The 22,231-nt window shown below is 33.7% G+C and carries 17 protein-coding genes and 1 pseudogene; all 18 read left to right on the forward strand.

The annotated features are described in order from the left end of the window. Positions 1–14 precede the first annotated feature (14 nt). The 18 genes and pseudogenes from ACVWM0_RS02245 (at position 15) to ACVWM0_RS02330 (ending at position 22,222) form a co-directional block, all read left to right on the forward strand. The gene (locus ACVWM0_RS02245) at positions 15–1,181 is read left to right on the forward strand and encodes a CDP-glycerol glycerophosphotransferase family protein (RefSeq protein ID WP_476473028.1); all 1,167 of its coding nucleotides are present in this window, start codon (positions 15–17) and stop codon (positions 1,179–1,181) included. A 3-nt stretch (positions 1,182–1,184) separates the two neighbouring features. Further along, on the forward strand, positions 1,185–4,739 hold the full coding sequence (locus ACVWM0_RS02250; RefSeq protein WP_476473029.1) for a CDP-glycerol glycerophosphotransferase family protein: 3,555 nt from the start codon (positions 1,185–1,187) through the stop codon (positions 4,737–4,739). 109 nt (positions 4,740–4,848) lie between these two features. Further along, positions 4,849–5,964 carry a non-hydrolyzing UDP-N-acetylglucosamine 2-epimerase gene (wecB, locus tag ACVWM0_RS02255; protein ID WP_476473641.1) on the forward strand — a complete coding sequence of 372 codons (1,116 nt, stop codon included), beginning with the start codon at positions 4,849–4,851 and terminating at the stop codon, positions 5,962–5,964. A 252-nt stretch (positions 5,965–6,216) separates the two neighbouring features. Next, positions 6,217–6,945: pseudogene (locus tag ACVWM0_RS02260) on the forward strand (YveK family protein); the annotation flags it as partial. Between the two features lie 185 nt (positions 6,946–7,130). Beyond that, on the forward strand, positions 7,131–7,826 hold the full coding sequence (locus ACVWM0_RS02265) for a CpsD/CapB family tyrosine-protein kinase (RefSeq protein ID WP_476473030.1): 696 nt from the start codon (positions 7,131–7,133) through the stop codon (positions 7,824–7,826). A 25-nt stretch (positions 7,827–7,851) separates the two neighbouring features. Continuing rightward, the gene (locus ACVWM0_RS02270; protein WP_476473031.1) at positions 7,852–8,619 is read left to right on the forward strand and encodes a tyrosine-protein phosphatase; all 768 of its coding nucleotides are present in this window, start codon (positions 7,852–7,854) and stop codon (positions 8,617–8,619) included. An 11-nt stretch (positions 8,620–8,630) separates the two neighbouring features. Then, a complete protein-coding gene (locus tag ACVWM0_RS02275; RefSeq protein ID WP_476473032.1) occupies positions 8,631–10,448 on the forward strand; it encodes a polysaccharide biosynthesis protein in 1,818 nt (605 codons plus the stop codon). A gap of 16 nt (positions 10,449–10,464) precedes the next feature. Further along, positions 10,465–11,580: a DegT/DnrJ/EryC1/StrS family aminotransferase gene (locus ACVWM0_RS02280; protein WP_476473033.1), complete on the forward strand. Its 1,116-nt coding sequence runs from the start codon at positions 10,465–10,467 to the stop codon at positions 11,578–11,580. 3 nt (positions 11,581–11,583) lie between these two features. After that, positions 11,584–12,168 (forward strand): sugar transferase, encoded by a 585-nt coding sequence (locus ACVWM0_RS02285; protein WP_476473034.1) that lies wholly within the window; start codon positions 11,584–11,586, stop codon positions 12,166–12,168. A 13-nt stretch (positions 12,169–12,181) separates the two neighbouring features. After that, on the forward strand, positions 12,182–12,700 hold the full coding sequence (locus tag ACVWM0_RS02290; RefSeq protein ID WP_476473035.1) for a GNAT family N-acetyltransferase: 519 nt from the start codon (positions 12,182–12,184) through the stop codon (positions 12,698–12,700). Positions 12,701–12,712: 12 nt separating this feature from the next. Beyond that, positions 12,713–13,684, forward strand: a complete 972-nt coding sequence (locus ACVWM0_RS02295) for an ATP-grasp domain-containing protein (RefSeq protein WP_476473036.1) — start codon at positions 12,713–12,715, stop codon at positions 13,682–13,684. A 2-nt stretch (positions 13,685–13,686) separates the two neighbouring features. Continuing rightward, positions 13,687–14,811 (forward strand): glycosyltransferase, encoded by a 1,125-nt coding sequence (locus ACVWM0_RS02300; RefSeq protein ID WP_476473037.1) that lies wholly within the window; start codon positions 13,687–13,689, stop codon positions 14,809–14,811. Continuing rightward, entirely contained in the window at positions 14,811–15,875 is a 1,065-nt protein-coding gene (locus ACVWM0_RS02305; protein ID WP_476473038.1) for a glycosyltransferase family protein, read from the forward strand. Before ACVWM0_RS02300 ends, ACVWM0_RS02305 begins: the two co-directional genes overlap by 1 nt. 9 nt (positions 15,876–15,884) lie before the next feature. Beyond that, entirely contained in the window at positions 15,885–17,180 is a 1,296-nt protein-coding gene (locus ACVWM0_RS02310) for an O-antigen polymerase (protein ID WP_476473039.1), read from the forward strand. Continuing rightward, positions 17,152–18,309, forward strand: a complete 1,158-nt coding sequence (locus ACVWM0_RS02315; RefSeq protein WP_476473040.1) for a glycosyltransferase family protein — start codon at positions 17,152–17,154, stop codon at positions 18,307–18,309. The genes ACVWM0_RS02310 and ACVWM0_RS02315 overlap by 29 nt, the downstream gene beginning before the upstream one ends. 4 nt (positions 18,310–18,313) lie before the next feature. Continuing rightward, positions 18,314–19,474 carry a glycosyltransferase gene (locus tag ACVWM0_RS02320; RefSeq protein ID WP_476473041.1) on the forward strand — a complete coding sequence of 387 codons (1,161 nt, stop codon included), beginning with the start codon at positions 18,314–18,316 and terminating at the stop codon, positions 19,472–19,474. A 1-nt stretch (position 19,475) separates the two neighbouring features. Further along, positions 19,476–21,011: a lipopolysaccharide biosynthesis protein gene (locus tag ACVWM0_RS02325; RefSeq protein ID WP_476473042.1), complete on the forward strand. Its 1,536-nt coding sequence runs from the start codon at positions 19,476–19,478 to the stop codon at positions 21,009–21,011. Then, positions 21,008–22,222 (forward strand): nucleotide sugar dehydrogenase, encoded by a 1,215-nt coding sequence (locus tag ACVWM0_RS02330; protein ID WP_476473043.1) that lies wholly within the window; start codon positions 21,008–21,010, stop codon positions 22,220–22,222. Before ACVWM0_RS02325 ends, ACVWM0_RS02330 begins: the two co-directional genes overlap by 4 nt. Positions 22,223–22,231: the final 9 nt, after the last annotated feature.

The following is a 22,231-nucleotide window of genomic DNA, read 5'->3' on the forward strand; positions in this document are numbered from 1 at the left end:
AAAAGAGGACAATTATGAGACAATTAATGGAAATCATCAGTCGCACCATCTTTTGGCTTGTGGGACGTACCCACGACGAAAAGTTGATATACTTTGAAAGTTTTCATGGTAAGCAGTACAGTGATAACCCCAAAGCCTTGTATGTCTATTTAAAAGAATATTATCCGGAGTACACTTTAGTATGGGGTGTGACGAAAGGACACGAGAAACCTTTTCTAGATGAAAAGGTTTCTTATGTATCACGGTTTTCTTTTAAGTGGTTTTTGACAATGCCTAGGGCAAAAATGTGGGTAATTAATACCCGAACACCGTCTTGGTTGCCAAAATCACCCAAGACCACGTATCTACAAACCTGGCACGGGACACCCCTTAAGACGATTGGGATAGATATTCCCGATGTCAAAATACCAGGTTATACCAAAGAAAGTTATGCCAAAGAGTTTAGAGAAGAGAGCAAGCGCTGGGATTATTTGGTGTCACCTAGCGATTACGCCACAGGTATTTTTAAACAAGCCTTTGCCTATAAGGGAGAGGTTCTTTCTTCTGGTTACCCAAGAAATGACGCCCTGCTTCATCAGGATGCTCTAAAAAACAAAGCACTGAAAGAAGAATTGGGCATTGACCCAGATAAAAAAGTCATTCTTTACGCGCCGACTTGGCGAGAGACAGAACAACGAGTGAACGGGCAGTATCAGTTCACCACCACGTTTCCTTTTAACGAAATCAGTGAGCAGTTTCAAGAAGACATGGTCTTATTGGTGCGCATGCATTATCTCGTAGCCGAATCCTTAGGCAACCGGTTGTCATCTAAGGTAATCAATGTGTCCACAGGGTATGACATGACAGATATCTTGAGCATTAGTGACACCTTAATTACGGATTATTCGTCGAGTATGTTTGATTATGTGTTGACAGATAAGCCTGTTATCTTTTATATTCCAGATAAGAGAGAATACGAAACCGAGCTTCGTGGGTTCTATTTTCCATTAGGGGAGCATTTACCTGGCCCAATGGTGACAAATCCAAGAGATTTACTCACAACACTTGCTAGGTTTAACCGTCACCCCGACAGGATCAAGACGAACAATTATGAGGCGTTCAAGAACAGATTCACCCAGTACGACACAGGGAAAGCAGCCCAACAGGTAATTGATCAAGTATTGATTAAGAGAGAGGATTAGTATATGAGCATTGTAAATAAGCTAAATAGGGTATTAGGCCCTGTCGTTCGTGGTAAAATCTCAACCACAGGCAAGATTATCGACCAATACACCCACTATTATAAAACAGAACAAGTGACGCCAAAGACGGTATTGTATGAGAGTCGTGATGGGAAATCCATGACAGACTCACCTTTGGCTATTTTTGAGTTTTTGTTAAAAAAAGACATAAAAAAAGAGTACACCCATATCTGGGTAGTGACACCATCAGAAGAATTAGAAACCATGATGTCGGATTATAAAGACCACAGCAATGTGCTATTTGTGTGGCGACAATCAGATGAGTATTTAAAATGGTTAACAGCCGCAGAATATTTAGTGAACAATTCTACGTTCCAACCCTTTGTTATCATTAAAGAGGAACAGACGTATATTAACACTTGGCACGGCACACCGTTGAAGACCATGGGCTTTGATATTCCAGGTAACCCAGCGGACGCTAAAAACGTGGTTCGTAATTTTTTTATGGCAGATTATTTGATTAGTCCGAATCCCCATACAACAAACATGTTCCTTGATAGCTACCGTTTGAGAGGGGGATACAGGGGGAAGGTCATTGAGAGTGGTTATCCTAGGATTGATCAGACCTTGTCTCCAAACAGTGGTGAAGAAGTAGAGGCTCTATTGGCTAGGTTCAATAAACCGTTACTAAAAGACAAAGAGATGGTTCTCTACGCTCCGACTTGGAAAGGGGACAATCTGCACCAAGCTGAAGATGAAATCAACCAAATGATTCATGAAACTGCTATCTTAAGAGAGCAGATAAAAGAAACAAAACAATTATTTATTAAGGTGCATCCCTTCTTGTATGCCAAAGCATCAACTTATGAAGAACTGCGCCCTTATTTGATACCAGATGTGGTGGATACCAATAAATTACTGCAAAGAGTCGACTTATTAATCACCGATTATTCCAGTATTTTCTTTGATTTTTTAGTTACAGGAAAACCCATTATCTTTTATTGTTGGGACGATGATTTGTACAGCAATGAACGAGGTAAATACTTAACTTACCAAGAATTACCTGGACCTGTGGCATTTAACTTAACGGAATTGTTAGGGATTTTTGATAACCTTGAGTCGAAGATAGCGGTGCATCAACCAAGTTATCAATCTAGTGTGGATAGATTCACGCCTTATGACGATGGTCAGGTGACAGAACGTATCGTGACTTATATCTTTTTTGATCAAGTAAAGGGAAGAAAAGACTTGCATATCATCAAGCCAAATTTACGAAAAAAACGTCTGTTGTTTTACCCAGGTGGAATGCGTAAAAATGGTATTACAAGTAGTTTCATTAACCTCATGTCCGAGATGGATTTTAAGAAATATGATGTGGTATGCCTATTAGACGACGTGAAAAGCCAAGATCAGATTAATAACGTGGCACAGCTACCAAAAGAGATCTCTCTTTTATTCAGGTTCAATCACCCCGACTTTACGATTAAAGAAGCTTACAAAGATTTGAAGTATCATTTAAAAGGAGTTTCTAAGAAAAACGATACCAAGTATCCGGTAGCTATTTATAAGAGGGAAGCTTTTAGATTAGTAGGGACAGATAGCTTCGATAGCGTGATTGATTTCAGCGGATATAGTCTCAATTGGGCTAAGATAATACTAGGTATTCCAAGTAAACAGCACGTGTGTTACTTGCATTCAGATATGATGCAAGACAGAGAACGCACCGTTAATGGTAGACAAATACACAAAATGAATTTGACAGGTATTTTTAGCGTGTATCGCCGCTTTGATAAACTGGTATCAGTATCACGCGTGATTTGTGACATTAACCGTGACAAACTGAAAGAATACGCAGAACCTGAGGTCTTTGTTTACGCGGAGAATGTGATTAATCCAGACAAGATTCTGAATAAACAGCCAATAAAAGAGAAGGAAACAGACCTGTCATTTAAAAAAACGATTCGAACGAAACGGACAGGGATATTACAACCCACAGATAGAGCTTACGTGGTTCATACCACACGTCCTGATATGCCGGATACTAGAACTCAAGAAGTGACCTTCCTATCGTTTAAGGTGGACGTTACAGGAATGTTTGCCATGGGAGAGCAAGAGTATTACAAAGTAAGTCAAAACCATCGATACATGGGCTGGATTAAGGAGGAGCAAGTTGCCTTAGAACCTATCGCCTTACTTGAAGAAAAAACGGTGTCCTTTTTTGGTAAATTAAATACCAATAGATTAAGTTATTTTTATTCAAAACCAATTGGCTTAAGTGATTCAACGGTATTGGGCACAGCGGGTCCATTACGAAACGTTTATGTTAAGGTAAGTAAACAAGCCACAACAGGGGCGGGAACGTCTTTACTTATCACTTACAAAGGCCAGGAACTTGGCTGGATAAATGAGTCAGCCTTCAGACATTCAGCTAAAATGTCACGAAACAAAGGAATGAAGGTCTCTGTTATGCGACACGTTGCCAGTCAAGGTGATAAGGTACTTCGCAGTAAAGCCTTAAAAAAACTGGCTTATTTACCACGATGTGTCGAGGACGTGCAGACATTTGGCCGATTATCAGAACCTTTTGACGGGAAGTTATATCCTGTACCGAATACAACAAGTGAGCCAACAGTGGTGCACAAGGAAAGCTTACTGGAAATACGCTCTATAAAAAAAATAGGGAAGCAGTCATGGTATGAGGTGCGTACTTCTGAAGGGGATGTCATGTGGGCGATAGCTGAAGGTGTGGTTATCTTACCAGTAGATAAGGTCCAAGTGTTCTCTTACAAGAGCTGTTACTATGAGGTGATGGTTGACAAAGAATACGTAGAGATTCGTGGAGACAGAGAGGGCTGGCTAGACAAACCAACAGAATTAGTTAAGAGTCTACCCTTTTTAGTAGTCGAAGCCGAAGCTGAATCAACGGAAGGGATTACCTATATCAAAGTAGATTGGTCTGGCAAAAAAATCTGGCTATTGAAATCAGATACAACGAAGGACACGAGAAATGGGGTATTTAATTCAAAGAATGACTATGTCCCTTTTCCAGATCCTCATAAGAAAAACATGGTTATTGTAGGGAGGTTGTCCCCAGAGAAAAATCATGCTGTTCTAATAGAAGCCTTTGCTAAATTGTTAAAGCAAGATACAGCTGAATTGTACATTATTGGTGCAGGACCAGAGGAAGCTAACATACGGAATAAAATAGCCGAATATGGCATTGATGAGCACGTGCATTTGACGGGGCAATTAGAGAATCCTTATGCCTTTATGGCGAAGTGCCAGTATTTTGTTTTAACCTCAGATTATGAAGGGCAATCTTTAGTGTTACTTGAAGCTATGACGTTAGGTTTACCGATTGTTTCTACAGATATTCCCGCTTGCCGAGAGGTATTAGGCAATGGGAAATACGGTCTATTAACTAAAACCAATGATGCAACCGGAATTGCGATTAGACTTAAAGAAATACTCGTATTGAAACATAAATTTAAACCTTTCAATGCCTATGCTTACAACCGACACGCTTTGAAGCTGTTTGATAAGATTATTAATGATTAAAAGGGAGAATAACTGTCCCTAAAGAGATTAAAAATTGTTATACTATAAGTAACTGAAAATAAGAGTCTTCGTGCTCTTATTTTTTATGCTAAAAAAGGAGAGTTTAATGATGGGACAAACGAATCTAAAAGTAATGAGTATTTTTGGCACACGCCCAGAAGCCATCAAAATGGCCCCCGTTGTCAAAGAATTAGAAAAACAGACAGACATTGATTCTGTGGTTGTTGTGACGGCGCAACACAGAGAGATGTTGGATCAAGTGCTAGAGATATTTGCCATTGAACCGGATTATGATTTAGATGTCATGACAGCTAACCAAAGTTTATCTGTCTTAACGAGCCGAGTGTTGATCGCCTTAGATGACATTTTACTAAAAGAAAAGCCAGACGTCGTATTGGTGCACGGTGACACTACCACCTCTTTTGTGGCAAGTCTTGCCGCTTTTTATCATGGGATAAAAATAGGGCACGTCGAAGCAGGTCTTAGAACCTGGGATATCACCGCTCCGTTCCCAGAAGAAGCCAACCGTCAAATGACGGATGTTCTGGCCGATTACTACTTTGCCCCAACACCTTTAAGTAAGGCCAATTTACTTAAGTCCAATGTGCCTGAACACAAAATATATGTTACAGGGAACACGGTAGTAGACGCTATTAAGCAAACAACCATGACAGGCTTCCATCACCCAGTGAAAGAGGCATTCATGGAAGGTACGCGAAAAGTGCTGGTAACCATGCACCGACGAGAGAACTTTGGGCAACCCATGATAGATGTATTCAATACCATGGTTGAGTTAGTGGGAATCTATCCGGACTTAGAATTTATTTATCCCGTTCACCCTAATCCCAACGTGAAACGCTTAGCAGAAGAGATGCTTGGCCAAACACAACGCATCCATCTGATAGAACCCTTAGATGTCTTGGAATTCCATAATTTAATGAGAGACTCTTATTTCATGATGAGTGATTCTGGTGGGGTGCAAGAAGAAGCGCCTTCCGTTCATCGTCCCGTGTTAATTCTACGAGACGTCACAGAACGCCCAGAAGGACTAGAAAGTGGCATCTTAAGCCTAGTTGGCACCGACCCTGTTAAGATAAAGAGTGAAGTTTCTCGTTTGTTAGACGATGACGACTATTATCAACGTATTTGTCAAAGTGACAACCCTTACGGTGATGGAAGAGCCAGTGAGTATATAGTAAATGCGTTAAAAAAAGCTAATAAATAGTCGTATATGTTAATAAAGTATGTATTTTTACGTTTTTATGGTGTAAATGGAACAAAAAAATATTAATGTACATATAATTAGATAACGTTTTTTATTTAAAACGTTATAATTGGTAAAAAAAGCAACCAAATGGGTACTTTTGCTGAATAAATACGCACATAAGGTATGAATAATGGTATACTATCAAGAGTAATTAAAAAAATAAGGGATAAACCCATAGAACAAAAAAGAGAGTAATTATTGGAGGATAAGATGGAAGAGACAATCAGTTTACAAGACATATTTAAGTTATTAAAGGACAAGCTATTTTTAATTTTGACCATGATGTTTATCGGGTTGGGGTTATCGGCTTTAGTCACTTTTTTTGTTATTACACCTAAATATTCAGCGAGTTCTGAATTAATCGCGACCTTTCAATCAAAAGAAAGCAACGTGAACACGGATAATATCAATACGAACTTGATGATGATCAACACGTACAAAGATTTCATTAAGGGTAAAGTCGTAACAGAAGAAGTTCAAAAAGAATTAGCAGAAACCAGTGGCTTTGAAGGAACAGCAGAAGACATTAAGAACATGGTGAGCGTGGAGCAATCTCAAAACTCACAAATGTTTACAATAAAAGCTATTTCGAGTAACCCGAAAGAAGCAGCAAATGTATCCAATGCAGTAGCAGAAACGTTCCAAAAACAAGCGGGACAATACACAGATGCAGATAAAATATCAATCATCTCACCCGCAGAAGTTGCAACAAGTCCAGTGTCACCTAATAAGACGGTTAACTTAGCCATTGGGTTGGTTCTAGGAATGATTGTTGGTCTAGGATTAGCACTGATTAGCGAAATGCTTAACCGTGAAGTGAAGAGCGAAGCCTTTGTAACAGATATCTTAGAGTTACCAGTTATTGGCTTTGTACCTATGTTGGAGGACAAAGCAATCAAAGGAACGAAGAAGAACCAAGTCAAAGCCTTAGACGATAAGAACTTTGTTATGGACTTAGCAGAAGCAGAAGCTTATAACGTGGAGACAGATGGATTAGACCAAGACTTAGAAGCCATTGAGTCAGGCCGATTTATCTACCCAAGTTCAGACAACGTTACCGTTAATCATTCAGAAGAAATCCCTACACGTCGCGGACGTTAGTAGGCCAGGAGGAGTAAAGATACATGTTAAATAATAATCAAAAAAAGATGATCCCCCCAGCTTCAGCGGCACTCTTTACGATCGCTGAACCAATGTCACCTATATCAGAACAATTCAAAACACTAAGAACAAACATCCAATTCTCTAATTTGGATAACAAAATTAAAACCATTGTGGTTACCTCGTCTGGTCCGTCTGAAGGGAAGTCTACAACCGCTGCGAACTTAGCCGTTGTGTTTGCACAAACAGGCTTAAAGACTATCCTTGTGGATGCCGATTTACGTCGTCCAACGGTTCATATGACCTTTGATCTAGGGAATACCACAGGACTAAGTAGTTTACTAAGCGTTAGGAGATTATCTCTTCTTGACGTGACCCAAGCCACAGATGTGCCTAATCTAGACGTGATGACCAGTGGACCTAAGTCTCCTAACCCATCAGAATTGTTATCTTCTGAAAGAATGCGCAAAGTCATTCAATTACTAGGCACTAAATACGATGTGGTGATTTTTGATATGCCACCGATTGTCAGTGTGACAGATGCACAAATTATCTCGTCTCAAGTAGACGGCGTGTTACTATCAGTCAAAGAAGGACACACAGACAAGCGAGCCGTTGTGAAGTCTGTTGATTTATTACGCAATGTGGGAGCTAATGTCTTAGGAGCCGTTTATATTGGCAAGCAATCAGATGCGGCTTACGGCTATTATTATAATTAATCTAGCATAAGAGGAGGCGAGTCAAATGTTTATTGACTTACATTGTCATATATTGCCAGGGATTGATGACGGGGCAAAGAATGTGGAGGATTCTTTGTCTATGGCTCGTCAAGCAGTCGAAGAGGGAATCACACATATTCTGTGTACCCCTCATCATAACAATGGCGTTTATATGAACCCTAAGAACGATGTGATTCTTAGGGTCAAAGCGTTACAAGAGATTCTGGATGAGGAGAACATTCCTTTGACCTTATGTGAAGGTCAAGAAGTTCGCTTATCAGGGGATGTCGTTTCGATGATTGATAGAGGGGACATTTTGTTTGCGGACTTAACGGATACTTACGTATTGATTGAGTTTCCTTCATCGATGATTCCACCCTACGCGGAGAAAGTACTGTTTGAACTGTGTAGCTTAGGCTATGTGCCAATTATCGTTCATCCTGAGCGAAACGCTCAGATTATGAAAAATCCTAATGAGTTGTTGCCATTCATTGAAATGGGCTGCTTAGGACAAGTAACAAATGCAAGTTTTGTTGGAGAATTTGGGAAAAAAGTTAAGAAAGTGGCAGACATTTTGGTATCGCACAACTTAGTCCATATCCTATCCTCTGACGCTCACAATACGGAGCACAGGGGATTTTTTGCTGAAGAAGCCTATGCATTACTTGAAAAAGAATACGGTACGGAGAAAAAAGAGTGTTTTGTACAAACAGCTAAAGACATTCTTAATGGAGAAAGAAGTCGAGTATTACCAGCTGTTGAATATAAAAAGAAGTTTAATTTGTTTGGATAGGGGAATGAACCATGAATCGAAAAGTGAAAGTAGCCATATTAAAAGTCTTAGATAGTAGTATTATTTTTAGTTCAACCCTGTTAAGTAGTTTTTTGTTACAAGGTATGTTGCCAGTAAATAGACGCATGTTGATGTATGCCTGTATCGTACAGGTGGTAGGTTATCTTCTGTTAGGGATGGTGTTTAATGTCTTTAATCGTATTAACCGGTTCACAAGTGTTTATGCACTGGTTTCTTTGTTTTTATCCATTAGTTTAGCCAGTGTGATTAGTGGGATTGTTTTTATCGTGATGGGTGCCACAGGGACCTTTCGCATGCATTTGTTCTTAAGTTACTTGATTGCGGTGTGTGTGTTACTAGCCAGCCGTATCACGTGGCGATTGTTAGTGGAGTTTGCAGCTGATCGTAAGAAAATCAAAGGTGAAACGACTCAACCGACGATTATTATTGGAGCAGGAGCAGCGGGATCTCTATTGTACAATTCATTGAAGAACAATCAAGACAAGACACACATGGACATTGTTGGCTTTTTGGATGATGATCCAAACAAACAACATACCGTATTCTACGGTAAAAAAGTTTTAGGTAAAATTAGTGACTTACCAGATGTTGTTAGTGCCTATGACGTTGAAGTGGTTATCTTAGCAGTGCCCTCTATGACACCAGCACAAAATGAGCGTGTGGTAGATATTACAAATGAGCTATCTGTTGAGTTATACACGATTCCTTCTATGGAGGACTTAGCCTTAGGTCAAGTCTCAGTATCCAAATTGCGTGAAATTGACGTGGTGGACTTACTCGGACGAGACGAAGTGAGTCTTGATATGAACAGTATCGAAAGCCATATCACGGGTAAGACGATTCTTGTCACCGGAGCAGGTGGATCGATTGGTTCAGAGATATGTCGCCAAGTCTTACCTTTCGCACCAAAACGTCTCTTGTTATTCGGACATGGTGAGAATTCGATTTACTTAATCGAAAAAGAATTGCGTCGTAAGTACAAAGACTGTGACACAGAGATTGTGGCACTTATCGCCGATGTTCGTGACCGTGCCCGTATTGACGGAATCATGGCGACGTACCAACCAGATATTGTGTACCATGCAGCCGCACATAAACACGTGCCACTGATGCAGAGTAACCCAAGAGAAGCCCTCATGAATAACATTCATGGAACTAAAAACATGGCCGAGTCTGCTTTGGCTCATGATGTGGCGTCTTTTGTCATGGTCTCAACGGACAAAGCCGTGAACCCTCCTAATGTGATGGGAGCAACGAAACGAGTGGCAGAGATGATTGTCACCGGACTGAACGACAAAGGAACCACAAAATTCTCAGCGGTTCGGTTTGGTAACGTACTAGGTAGTCGAGGAAGCGTGGTGCCATTGTTCAAAGAACAAGTGGCCGCAGGTGGTCCTGTGACAGTAACGGACTTCAGAATGACCCGTTACTTCATGACCATACCAGAAGCCAGCCGATTGGTAATCCAATCAGGCGCCTTAGCACGAGGGGGAGAAATCTTCATCTTAGACATGGGAGAACCAGTGAAGATTGTAGACCTTGCCAAAGCGGTTATCAAATTGAGTGGTTACAAACCAGAAGATATCGGCATTGTAGAAAGTGGTATCCGACCTGGAGAAAAATTATACGAAGAATTGTTGGTAGACAAAGAAATCGCCAAAGAACAAGTCCACGAAAAAATATTTGTGGGTAATGTGAATGGCTTTAGCTATACAGATGTCTTAAATAAAATCACTGATTTACCAGAAGATGATGTCGCATTAGGTAAAGAATTAATTCGTTTTGCCAATGCGTCAAGTGAAAATTAAAAAGGAGTGACACACTTTGGGGAAAGAAAGAATATTATTATCATCACCACATATGAGTGAGGAAGGCTTTGAACAAGCCTTTGTAAAAGAAGCCTTTGATACAAATTGGATTGCTCCATTGGGAGAAAACGTTAATAAATTTGAAGAGGAGTTGGCAGAGTATGTTGGTATAGATCATGCTTCAGCTCTATCTTCAGGGACAGCAGCTATTCACTTAGCACTAAAAGCAGCAGAAGTTGGAGAAGGAGACATTGTTTTTTGTCAAAGTCTTACTTTTTCTGCTACAGCTAACCCTATCATCTATCAAAATGCGATACCTGTATTTATTGATAGTGATACACAAACATGGAACATGGACCCAGTAGCTTTAGAAGAAGCCTTTAATAAATATCAACCTAAAGCAGTATTGGTCGTACATTTATACGGACAATCAGCAGACATGGATAAAATCAGAGAACTATGTGATACACACAACACGGTACTGATTGAAGATGCTGCAGAGAGCTTAGGAACAACTTATAAAGGCGTTTATACAGGAACAATTGGTGATTATGGCATCTATTCATTTAATGGCAATAAAATCATTACCACATCAGGTGGTGGGATGCTTGTCTCAAATAAAGAAGACAAAATTGTTAAATCCCGTTTTTGGGCAACGCAAAGTAGAGATCAAGCAAGACATTACCAACATTCAGAAGTAGGATTCAACTACCGAATGAGTAACATTGTCGCAGGAATTGGTCGCGGTCAAATGAAGGTTCTGAATGACCGAGTAGAAAAGAAACGCGAGATTTTTTATCGCTATAAAAATGAATTAGAGCATATTGAAGGAATTGAATTCCCACAAGAAAATGAATGGGAATACTCAAATCACTGGTTGTCACCAATGTTGCTAACAGGGAGTGTTAGTCCAACACAGCTAATGGACCGACTAGAAGAAGATAACATTGAAAGTCGTCCAGTGTGGAAACCAATGCATTTACAACCTATTTTTGAGAGATATGATTTTGTTGGTACTGGTGTCTCAGAAGAATTATTTAACACAGGTGTGTGTTTACCAAGTGATACTAAGATGACAGAAGAACAACAACTGGAAGTCATTCAAATTATTAAACAGATGTTTGGGGAATAGAGTATGTATAAATTAATAAAAAGATTGATGGATATCGTTCTAAGTTTAATAGGATTGATTATTTTATCACCGTTATTAGTACTTGTTGGAATCTTAATAAAATTAGATTCTAGAGGTCCCGTATTTTTTCTTCAAGAGAGGCTAGGATACAATGGGAAAATATTTAAAATTATCAAATTTAGAACAATGATTGTAGGTGCTGAGAGCATAGGTGACGGATTGTCGATAAAATCAGAATCGGATGACAGAATCACAATGTTAGGTTCTTTTTTGCGTAAGACAAGTATTGATGAGTTACCCCAACTGATCAATGTATTAAAAGGAGATATGTCACTTGTGGGGCCTAGACCACCAGTCGTCTATCATCCTTACGATGGTTTTGAATCTTACCCAACGGAATTTAAAAAAAGATTTAAAGTAAAACCTGGCATTACTGGATTAGCGCAGGTGAGAGTAAGAAATTCTGCTACTTGGGATGACAGAATTGTGATAGATAATGAATATGTAAGTCAGTCGAATTTGATGTTAGACATTAAAATAATATTAGGAACTATCAAACAAGTTTTTATCAAACAAAATATCTATTGAGAGGTAGTATAAGATGAAAAATGACAATATTTATTTGAGACCAATAGAGAATAGTGATCTAGATATTATGAATAAATGGAAAAATGATAAAAATGTTTTTGAATTTTTAGGCGGTGGTTATAGGCCTACATCAAAATCAGAACAGCAAAATTGGTTACAAAATATGGTGAAAATGAATCAAAATCAACGTTTTATTATATGTAATAACGATAATAGTCCGTTAGGGATGATAGGTTTGTACTCAATTTCCAATATTAATCAAAATGCAGAGGTTGGACTCTATATTGGTGAAAGCAGTGAAAGAGGAAAAGGTTATGGATATCAAGCGGTTGCATTGTTAGAAGACTACGCTGTTAATTATTTGAATATTCATAAGTTTAAAATATCTGTTGTTGAAAAAAATATAAGCGCCGTTAATTTTTGGAATAAGAACGAGTATCAAACTATAGGAAAACTAAAAAGAGAACGGTATATCAATGGGGAATTTGTTGATGTACTTATGATGGAAAAGTTAGTTTTTAGTAGTAAATAAGGAGAATATTATATGAATATCTTAATTTTGAGTTGTGGTTCTAGAGTGAAATTAGTAGAGTATTTTAAAAAAGAATTAGACGCCTTAAGCGGAACTCTTTATGCTACAGATTGTAGTGAACTAGCTCCAGCATTATATAGAGCTGATGAGTATTTTATTGTACCGAGAATTACGGAAGAAGGATATATTGATACAATACTAAAAATATGTAAAGAAAAGAAAATTGGTGGCGTATTGTCTCTGATAGATCCAGAATTAAGTTTATTAGCAGAGAACAGAGAAAAATTTGAATCAATAGGTACTAAAGTCATAGTGTCAGACTATGAATCTACAGAAATTTGTTTAGACAAAATGAAAATGCATGATTTTTTAATTGAAAATAATATTAATACAGTGAAAAGTTATGTTCAATTAGAAGAAGTTAAAACTGCCGTTAATAAAAAAATTATTAACTATCCTTTATTTGTAAAGCCAGTTTGTGGTAGTGCTAGTTTAAATATGACTGTTGTCCATAATGAAGCCGACTTAAATAAACTTATCTCATTACATCCAGATGAGTTTATTATCCAAGAATATGTAGATGGTAAAGAATATGGTACGGATGTATACGTGGATTTTATATCAAATGAAGTAGTAAGTGTATTTACAAAAGAAAAAATTAAAATGAGAGCAGGAGAAACAGATAAGTCTGTATCTGTAAATAATGAAGATATAACAAAATTAGTTACAGATACTGTAACTAAACTGGGATTAAAAGGACCATTAGATGTAGATGTTTTTGAAAAAGATGGAAAGTTCCTTATTTCTGAAATTAACCCTAGATTTGGTGGGGGGTATCTACATGCACATGAGAGCGGTGTTAATCATGTGGAGATGATCTTTCAAAATATACTTTGTAATAAAAATATGAAAATACAGGTACCAAGTAGAACAACAATAATGATGAAGTATAGCGATGTTATTATGAAAGAGGATAGAAATTAACAATGAAAAAAGTACTCCAAGTAACAACTATATCTAATACAGTAGACGCATTTTTAATACCACATATTAATATTTTACAAGAGAATGGATATATTGTTGATGTGGCTTGTAACGTAGTTAGACCTTTAATACAGAATAAATTTAATAAACCTATTAATGTAAAGCAAATAAATTTTCAAAGAAATCCAAAATCAATAAAAAATTTAGAAGCGTATAGGTCATTAAAAAAATTAATCATTACAGAAAATTACGATATAATCCATACACATACTCCTGTAGCTTCAGCATTAGTAAGATTAGTAAAAAAAAATACTAAAATAAAAGCTAAAATTTTTTATACAGCACATGGTTTTCAATTTTTTGAAAAAAGTAGTAAGAAAGACTGGTTAGTGTATTATCCTATAGAAAAATTTCTATCTAGATATACGGATGTTTTGATAACTATCAATAGTGAAGATTATAATTTGTCCAAAAGAAAAATGAAAGCTAAGTATTTTTTTAAAATGGATGGTATAGGATTAGATTTAGAAAAATTTTCTAGTTTAGACATGTTTGATAGACAGTATATAAAAAAAGAATTAAGTATACCGAGTGATAGCATTGTTATTTGTTCTGTAGGGGAAATAAACAAGAATAAAAATCACGAAGTAATTATTGATGCTTTAAATATGATAGGTAATCCATCTATTCACTATATTGTGTGTGGTAAAGGCCCAGAACAAGAAAGAATAGTTAAGAGAATGGAAAAAGAAAATAATCTGAATGTTCATTTTTTAGGATTTAGGACTGATATTTCTGAAATTTTACAAAGTTCTGATGTTTTTGCATTTCCTTCACGTAGAGAAGGTTTGGGCATGGCTGCTTTAGAAGCTATGTCTGTAGGGTTACCATTGATAACTTCCAATATACATGGAATTAAAGATTATATGGAACAAGGTAAAACTGGGTATATGTGTTCACCGACCGATGTTAAAAAGATGAGTGAAAATATAAATAAATTGATTAGAAGTAAACAAGAATTAGATAGGATTGGAAATTATAATAAAACGATTGTAAGTAAGTATTCATTACATGATTCAGTATACAGGACTCAAGAAATATATAGAGAAGTAGATGGAGGTAAATAATGATTGGTATTGTATTGATAATTGAGCCGGAATATGCTCCTTATTTAGATAATTATATTGAAATCTTAAAAAAAGAAAAAAAAGAATTTGAAGTAATTTATTGGAAAAGATTTTCTGATGATATTAACTATGATTTCAAAACAGTTTGTTATCAAGAATTGACACCCTTAAAAACATCTAAAATTAAAAAAATCAAATCATTTATCAGGTATAAAAAATTTTTACGCGAGGTATTAAAAAAGAATAAGTATGAAAAATTAATTATATTAACAACTATAACAGGAGTACTACTAAAAAAAGAACTAAAACGAGATTATGTCGATAAGTACGTATATGATATAAGAGACTATACTTATGAACATATTAAAATATATAAATATATAGAAAAAGAAGTTATCCAAAATTCCCGAATTACAGTAATATCTTCGCCTGAGTTTACTAAGTTTTTGCCTGATTCTGAAAAATATATAGTTACCCATAATTTTTCAGAACATGAAATTATTGATAGTGAAACTACAGAGTATATTTCTATAGGAGACAAGATTAATTTAGTTTTCATAGGTGCTGTACGCCATTTTAATATTGATTCAAAAGTAGTAGAAAAATTAGGTAATGATTTAAGATATAATGTATATTTTCATGGTCATGGAAAAGATACAGGTAGATTACAGGATTTTTCTGTTAAGTATAAAAATGTTTTTATTACTGGTAAATACAGTAGAACAGAAAAAAAAGAATTATTAAATAGAGCTACTCTCATTAATGCATACTATGATGAGCAATCCGAAGCTAATAAATATGCATTGTCTAATAAATATTACGATTCTATCTTTTATAAGAGACCAATCTTTGCAAATCCATACGTATATGTTGGTAAATTATCTATTGAAAAAAATATAGGAATTAACGTTGATTTAAATGATGAGGATTTTGCTAATAAACTGTATACGGAGATAACGGAATTTGACTATAATAATTTTGTAAAAAGTGTGGAAAAGGAACAGAAAAAATTAATAGAAGAGTCGATAATATATAAAAAACAAATTATTGATTTTTTGAAATGAGGTAGCATAGTGGATTTTGATGTTGGGATATTTATCTTAATAAGTTTAGGTACAGTTAGTCTTTTATTGCTAAGCGTACTCAGAATTACAGATACAATTACAAAAATGATATTGATTTTTTTTACATTAGGATTTTATATCTATTCAGGAGTGGGTATATCGTACACTACTGTATCGAATAATTACATAATCAAATATTTTTTATATTATATAGTTTTTATCTTATCTTTTATACTATTTAGTAATAAAAATAAAAAAACTAGGTTAGTATCTATATATAATAATAACAAACATGAAACGAGACTTAATAATCGAATACTTAATTTTTTAGTTATATTATTTTTTATGTCACAGTTAATGTTTTTTATATTTCCATATAATCGTTTAAATTTGTTATTTATACCTCCTAAAAGTAATGTATACAATGCTCGATATATAGAAGCATCCTTTAGTAATGTAAAGTTGTTAGGATTAAGTTCATTAATTGGATCTATGCTGCTTCCTTTTTTATTTATAAAGATAAAAAATCTTTTAGATACTAATAAAAGATTTATAGCGTTGGTTATCTTATTTTATTGGTTTTATTTAAATTTTGCAAAAGTAGAGTATATTTCTAGAAGTCAGATGATGATATACATAGTATTTATGTATTTTATTTATCAATATAAAAATAACGATATTATAATTAAAAAGAACGTTGTATTCTCAGCGTTGTTAATATTTATAGTTTCAACACCTTTATTATATATATATTCTAAACTTAGGTTGGGTGATGCGATTAATTTGGGTGATGTATTTGAAAGTTATTACAAATTATATGAATCTGAAGTTGGTTATCCTAAGTATTACAGTACAATTGATAGTTCGATAGAGGTATATGGTGCTAAAAATTTCTTTAAATGGATAATAACATTACCAATTCCAAGTATATTAATAAATAAAAATATAGATACTTTTAATCAGTATTTTACGAATATTATTAATGTTCATTTAGATTATATAGTGTTACCTTCAATTTTAGGTGAATCTTTTATGATATTCAGGAAGTTATATGTGTTACATGCATTTGCAATTTCAGGAATTATTAGCTATACGAATACCTTGTTGTGTAAGTACAATGCAACCATATTGATAAGATTATATATAGCACTTTTAGCTTTTAGTGTAGGTAGGGGTGGAAGTATTCAAATAGTATCGTTTTGTATTAATAATTTAATAATAATATGGATTTATTATATTTTTAAAGGTTTTATACTACAAGAAAGAGGTAATACTGTTGAAAACAATACTATATATAAGTTTTGAACCTATTAGGGTAAGTTCATCTGCCACAATAAGAAATTTAAATTTAATCAAAGATTTTTCTAATCAGGGATATGAAGTTGATGTGTTAACAATAGCACCTAAAGAAACACAAAATTATTCTAAACTACCTAATATATTAAATGTTAAATTTATAGAATTGGGCATTGATAAAGATAAATTTAAAATAGATAATAAAGAAATAAAAGAACATGATAAATTTAAAAATATAAAGAAAAATATGAAAAAAATAGTTAAGTTGTTTTATATACACAATTATTCTGTGAAATATTTGAAATATTTAAAAGATATAGATTTAAATGAATATTATAACTTTGTTATTAGTTCTTCTGACCCGAAAACCAGTCATGTAGCAGGAAATATAATTATTAAAAATGGTCTAAAATATGGTAAATGGATTCAGTATTGGGGGGATCCCTTAAGTATTGATATTGCAAATAAGACTTTACTACCTAAGTTTATACTGAAGAGAAAAGAAAAACGTCTTTTTTATAATTCGGATTCAATTGTCTATGTTTCACCAATAACTTTAGAGGAACAGAAAAGAATATTTTATAGATATTCTGATAAAATGAAATTTATTCCAAATAAAATAGACACAAATAGACTGGAAAAAGAAAAAAAAACTACGGATAATGAATTTATTGTTGGATACTATGGAAGATATGATTCAAATATAAGAAATATTAGACCACTGACAGAAGCTATTAATTATAGTAATGGTAATATTAAATTAAGGATTGTTGGTAGTGGTAATATAAAAATTAAAAAAAGTATGAATATTGAGGTGTTAAATTCTGTACATAAAGATTTACTGAAATCTTATGAAAGAAGTACGGACTTATTTGTGTGTGTTATGAATAATCGAGGTACACAAATACCTGGGAAAGTTTACAGCTATATTAATAGTAATGTCCCAATATTGGTTATTTTGGATGGTAATTACAGTAGGGAAATAAAAAATTATTTAGAATCGTTTAATAGATTCTATTTTGTCGATAATGATTCTATGCAAATAAGAAAAATTATAAATGAAATAGCTTTAATGAATAAATATGAGACATATGAATACAGTGAAGAAAAAAATAAATCGGATTGTTTTTTGGAGTGATTTTATGAAGAGTATAACAATAATTTCCAAGGATTTAGCAATTGGTGGAGTTCAACGGTCCCTGATTGAGTTGACAAAAAAATTATCAAAAGATTACAATGTTAATTTATTAATATTTTCAGATAAAAAAGATTTGAGTAGCGAATTACCGCCAAACGTACAATTAATTTATGCAAAACCTTTTGTAAGTAAGTTTATAAAATATAAAGAGAAGAAAAAAAAAGATATAAAAAATTTCCAAGATTTAATTATCAAAATATCTATCAAAGTATATGAAAAATGTAAATTAGAAAAATATTTTTATAAATACTATTTTAATAAAAAAATGGATTGTAAATCAGATATATTAATAAATTTTTCTGGCTATCCTGGTATTTGGGATTATTTTAGTGAAAAGTATGACTCTGATGTTAAGTTCTGCTGGATTCATAATGATCCATATGAGTTGGGGATGACAGAATCTTATGTAATAAATCTAAATAATATATATAATAATTTAATTGTTGTGTCAGAGGGGTCAAGAGATAGTATGTTAAGTTTATTAAATAACTCTATGGAAAGTAAAGTAAAAATTATACATAATTTAATAGATGAAGAGAGAATTAAGAAGTTGTCTCAAAAAACTATAGACATAGATGTTTGCGATGAGAAATATAGAATTGTAACAGTAATCAGATTACAAAATGACTCTAAACGGATTGATAGGTTACTATTAACTGCACTAAAACTTAAAAATAATGGTCATATTTTTGAGTGGTTAGTTATTGGAGATGGACCTGATCTGGATTTGATTAAAGGTTGGATTAGTGAATATAAATTAGATGATGTAGTGATATTAGTTGGTAAAAAAGAGAATCCATATAATTATATATACTCATCAGATGTTTTTGTTTTAACATCCGACTATGAAGGGCTTCCAATTGTACTAATGGAAGCCGAATACCTTAAGATACCAATTGTAACAACATGCTTTAATTCTGCGAGAGAAATAATTAATGATGGAAAAAATGGTTTTGTTGTTGATAAGGATGAATTAGCTTTAGCCTCAATAATAGAAAAGTTGATGTTAGGTAAAGTAACATTAGATTTAGGAACAATAGAGACATCTTATCATCGGAATGAAGGAAGTTATAATGAATTACTATCAATAGTTGGGAAGTCATGAAATGAGAAGTAGAAATGTATTATTATCATTAATAAGCTCTATAACATATCAAATCGTATTAATTATTACAAATTTTATCATGCTGCGGTTAATTCTTAAAAACTATGGATCTGAGATCAATGGTTTAACTATGACTATACAACAGTTGATAAATTATTTAAACATAGTTGAAGCTGGGATTGGTTTGACAGCAATAAAAAATTTGTATAGACCACTGTCAGATAATAATTGGGAAAAGATTAACGAAATTTTAAGTGGAGCTAAAACTTTGTATTTTAGATCAGGTAGTATATTTATGATACTAACTTTAATTATCGCTATCATATTCCCATTTATGCTCAAAAGCACGTTAAGGTACAATGATATATTTTTACTTATTATTGTAATGACAGGAGCTAGCCTAATAGAGTTTTTTTTGAACGGGAAAATTAGAGTTTTATTAGCAGGAGATCAAAAAAATTATGTGATTAATTTATTTCAAATTATTGGTATAATTTGTACTTTTTTCTTGAAAATTTATTTAGTATTATTAGGAGCTAATATTATTTTAATCCAGTTAATATCTTCATTATCTGCGTTAATAAGATACTTTTTGTCTCTAATGTATGTAAGGAAGAAGTATAAAAATGCTAGCTGGAGTAAGAACGCAAATACTAATTACAGACTTTTATTTAACGATCGTTGGTCAGTGTTATTGCATCAAATTGCAGGATTAGCAATTTTTAATAGTCCAACAATTATCATATCTATTTTTATTGGTTTGAAAGAAGCTAGTGTATATTCAATATATAATTTAGTTTTTGGATCAATTATAATGATAATTACTATGTTTTCTAAGTCTACAGTTTCTAGTTTTGGTAATTTATTAGTGACTAGTTCAGAAGACAAAATTAGGGAAGTTTTTAATGAATATAAATTTATTTTTTATTCATTTGGATTTTGGTTATATAGTGTTACCTATGTAATGATATTACCATTCATAAAATTATTTACTAAAAATATTAATGACGTTGAATATTATGACACAAAATTAGTTTTATTATTTACAGTTATAGGATTGTTTAACATGGTTAGAGTCCCTCATAATTCGATAATAGAAGCTTCGGGTCATTATAATCAGACTAAAAATAGGGCTCTTTTAGAAGCTATTATTAATCTGTCAGTCTCTTTTGTATTTGTACATTATATTGGTATATATGGTGTTTTAATAGGGTCAGTAGCATCGTTTACGTATAGAAGTACAGATATAATTATATACACTAATAAGAGGATTTTGAAAATGTCTTTTATTTCGGATTTTATTACTATATTAAAATTTTTAACAACATTTATTTTTTCAATAATATTTTCAAAAGTTATTGTGAAGTACTTTATCATTAATAATTGGTTTGAATGGATTTTAGTGTCTTCAATAGTCAGTTTTATTTGTTTAATAATCTATGTAATAAATTTAAGATTTAATTCTGAGACAGTGTACTTGTCTATAAAAAAAAGGTTTCTTAATTTATTGCAATATAGGAAGGAAATTGATTCATGATTAACGTAGTAGGTTTAGGATATATAGGACTACCAACGGCTTTAATGTTGGCAGCAAGTAACAACGAGGTAGTTGGTACGGATTATAATAAAAAATTAGTAGAAACATTGAATGCTGGAAGAACAACCTTTGAAGAAGAAGGATTGGATGAATTATTTAATAAGGCTATAAGTAAAGGGATTAAGTTTAGTAATGATTATATCTCTACAGATAAATATATCATCACTGTTCCAACACCTTATGATAAAGACAATAAAAAAATTGATCCTTCTTATATTATCAGTGCAACTAAAAGTGTATTAGAGGTATGTAAAACAGGAACATTATTGGTTATTGAGTCAACGGTATCACCGGGGACAATAGATAAATACGTGAGACCAGTAATTGAGGATAGCGAGTTCATCTTAGGTGAAACGATACATTTAATTCATGCACCTGAACGTATTTTACCAGGTAATATGATTTATGAATTGGAACATAACTCAAGAACTATTGGTGCTGATGATATTGAAAAGGGAAATGAAATTAAAGCAATCTATGAATCTTTTTGTAAAGCTGATATTGCAGTGACAGATATTAAGACAGCTGAGATGAGTAAAGTTATTGAAAATACCTTTAGAGATATTAATATTGCGTTTGCTAATGAGCTAGCTAAAATTTGTCGATTTGATGATATGGATGTTTATGAAATTATAAAAGTAGCTAATATGCACCCACGTGTTAATATTTTAAACCCTGGTCCTGGTGTTGGAGGTCATTGTATTTCTGTGGATCCTTGGTTCTTAGTAGGCGATTATCCAGAATTAACCAATATAATAACTACCGCAAGACATATCAATGATTCTATGCCAGATTTTGTATTAAATAGAATTTCTGAAATTATGGCTGATAAAAATATTACAGATTTTAGTCGCGTAGGTGTTTACGGATTAACGTATAAACAAGATGTAGACGATGTAAGAGAAAGTCCAACATTGCAATTATTTGAATCGATGAAACGTCATTTGGCACCACCTTTGAAGTCATTTGACCCAATGCTAAAAGACAAAATAGTTGATAATCAAGTGATGGATTTTGATGAGTTTCTTGAAGATTTAGACTTAGTTGTTGTGATGGTTAGTCACTCACATTTGAAGAAAAACGTGAATAAATTAAGTTCCAAAGTTGTCTTTGATACTCAAAATATTGTAGAAAATGCTATTAAACTGTGAGGGTATAAA

The sequence above is a fragment of the Vagococcus sp. 211 genome (genome assembly GCF_056322705.1).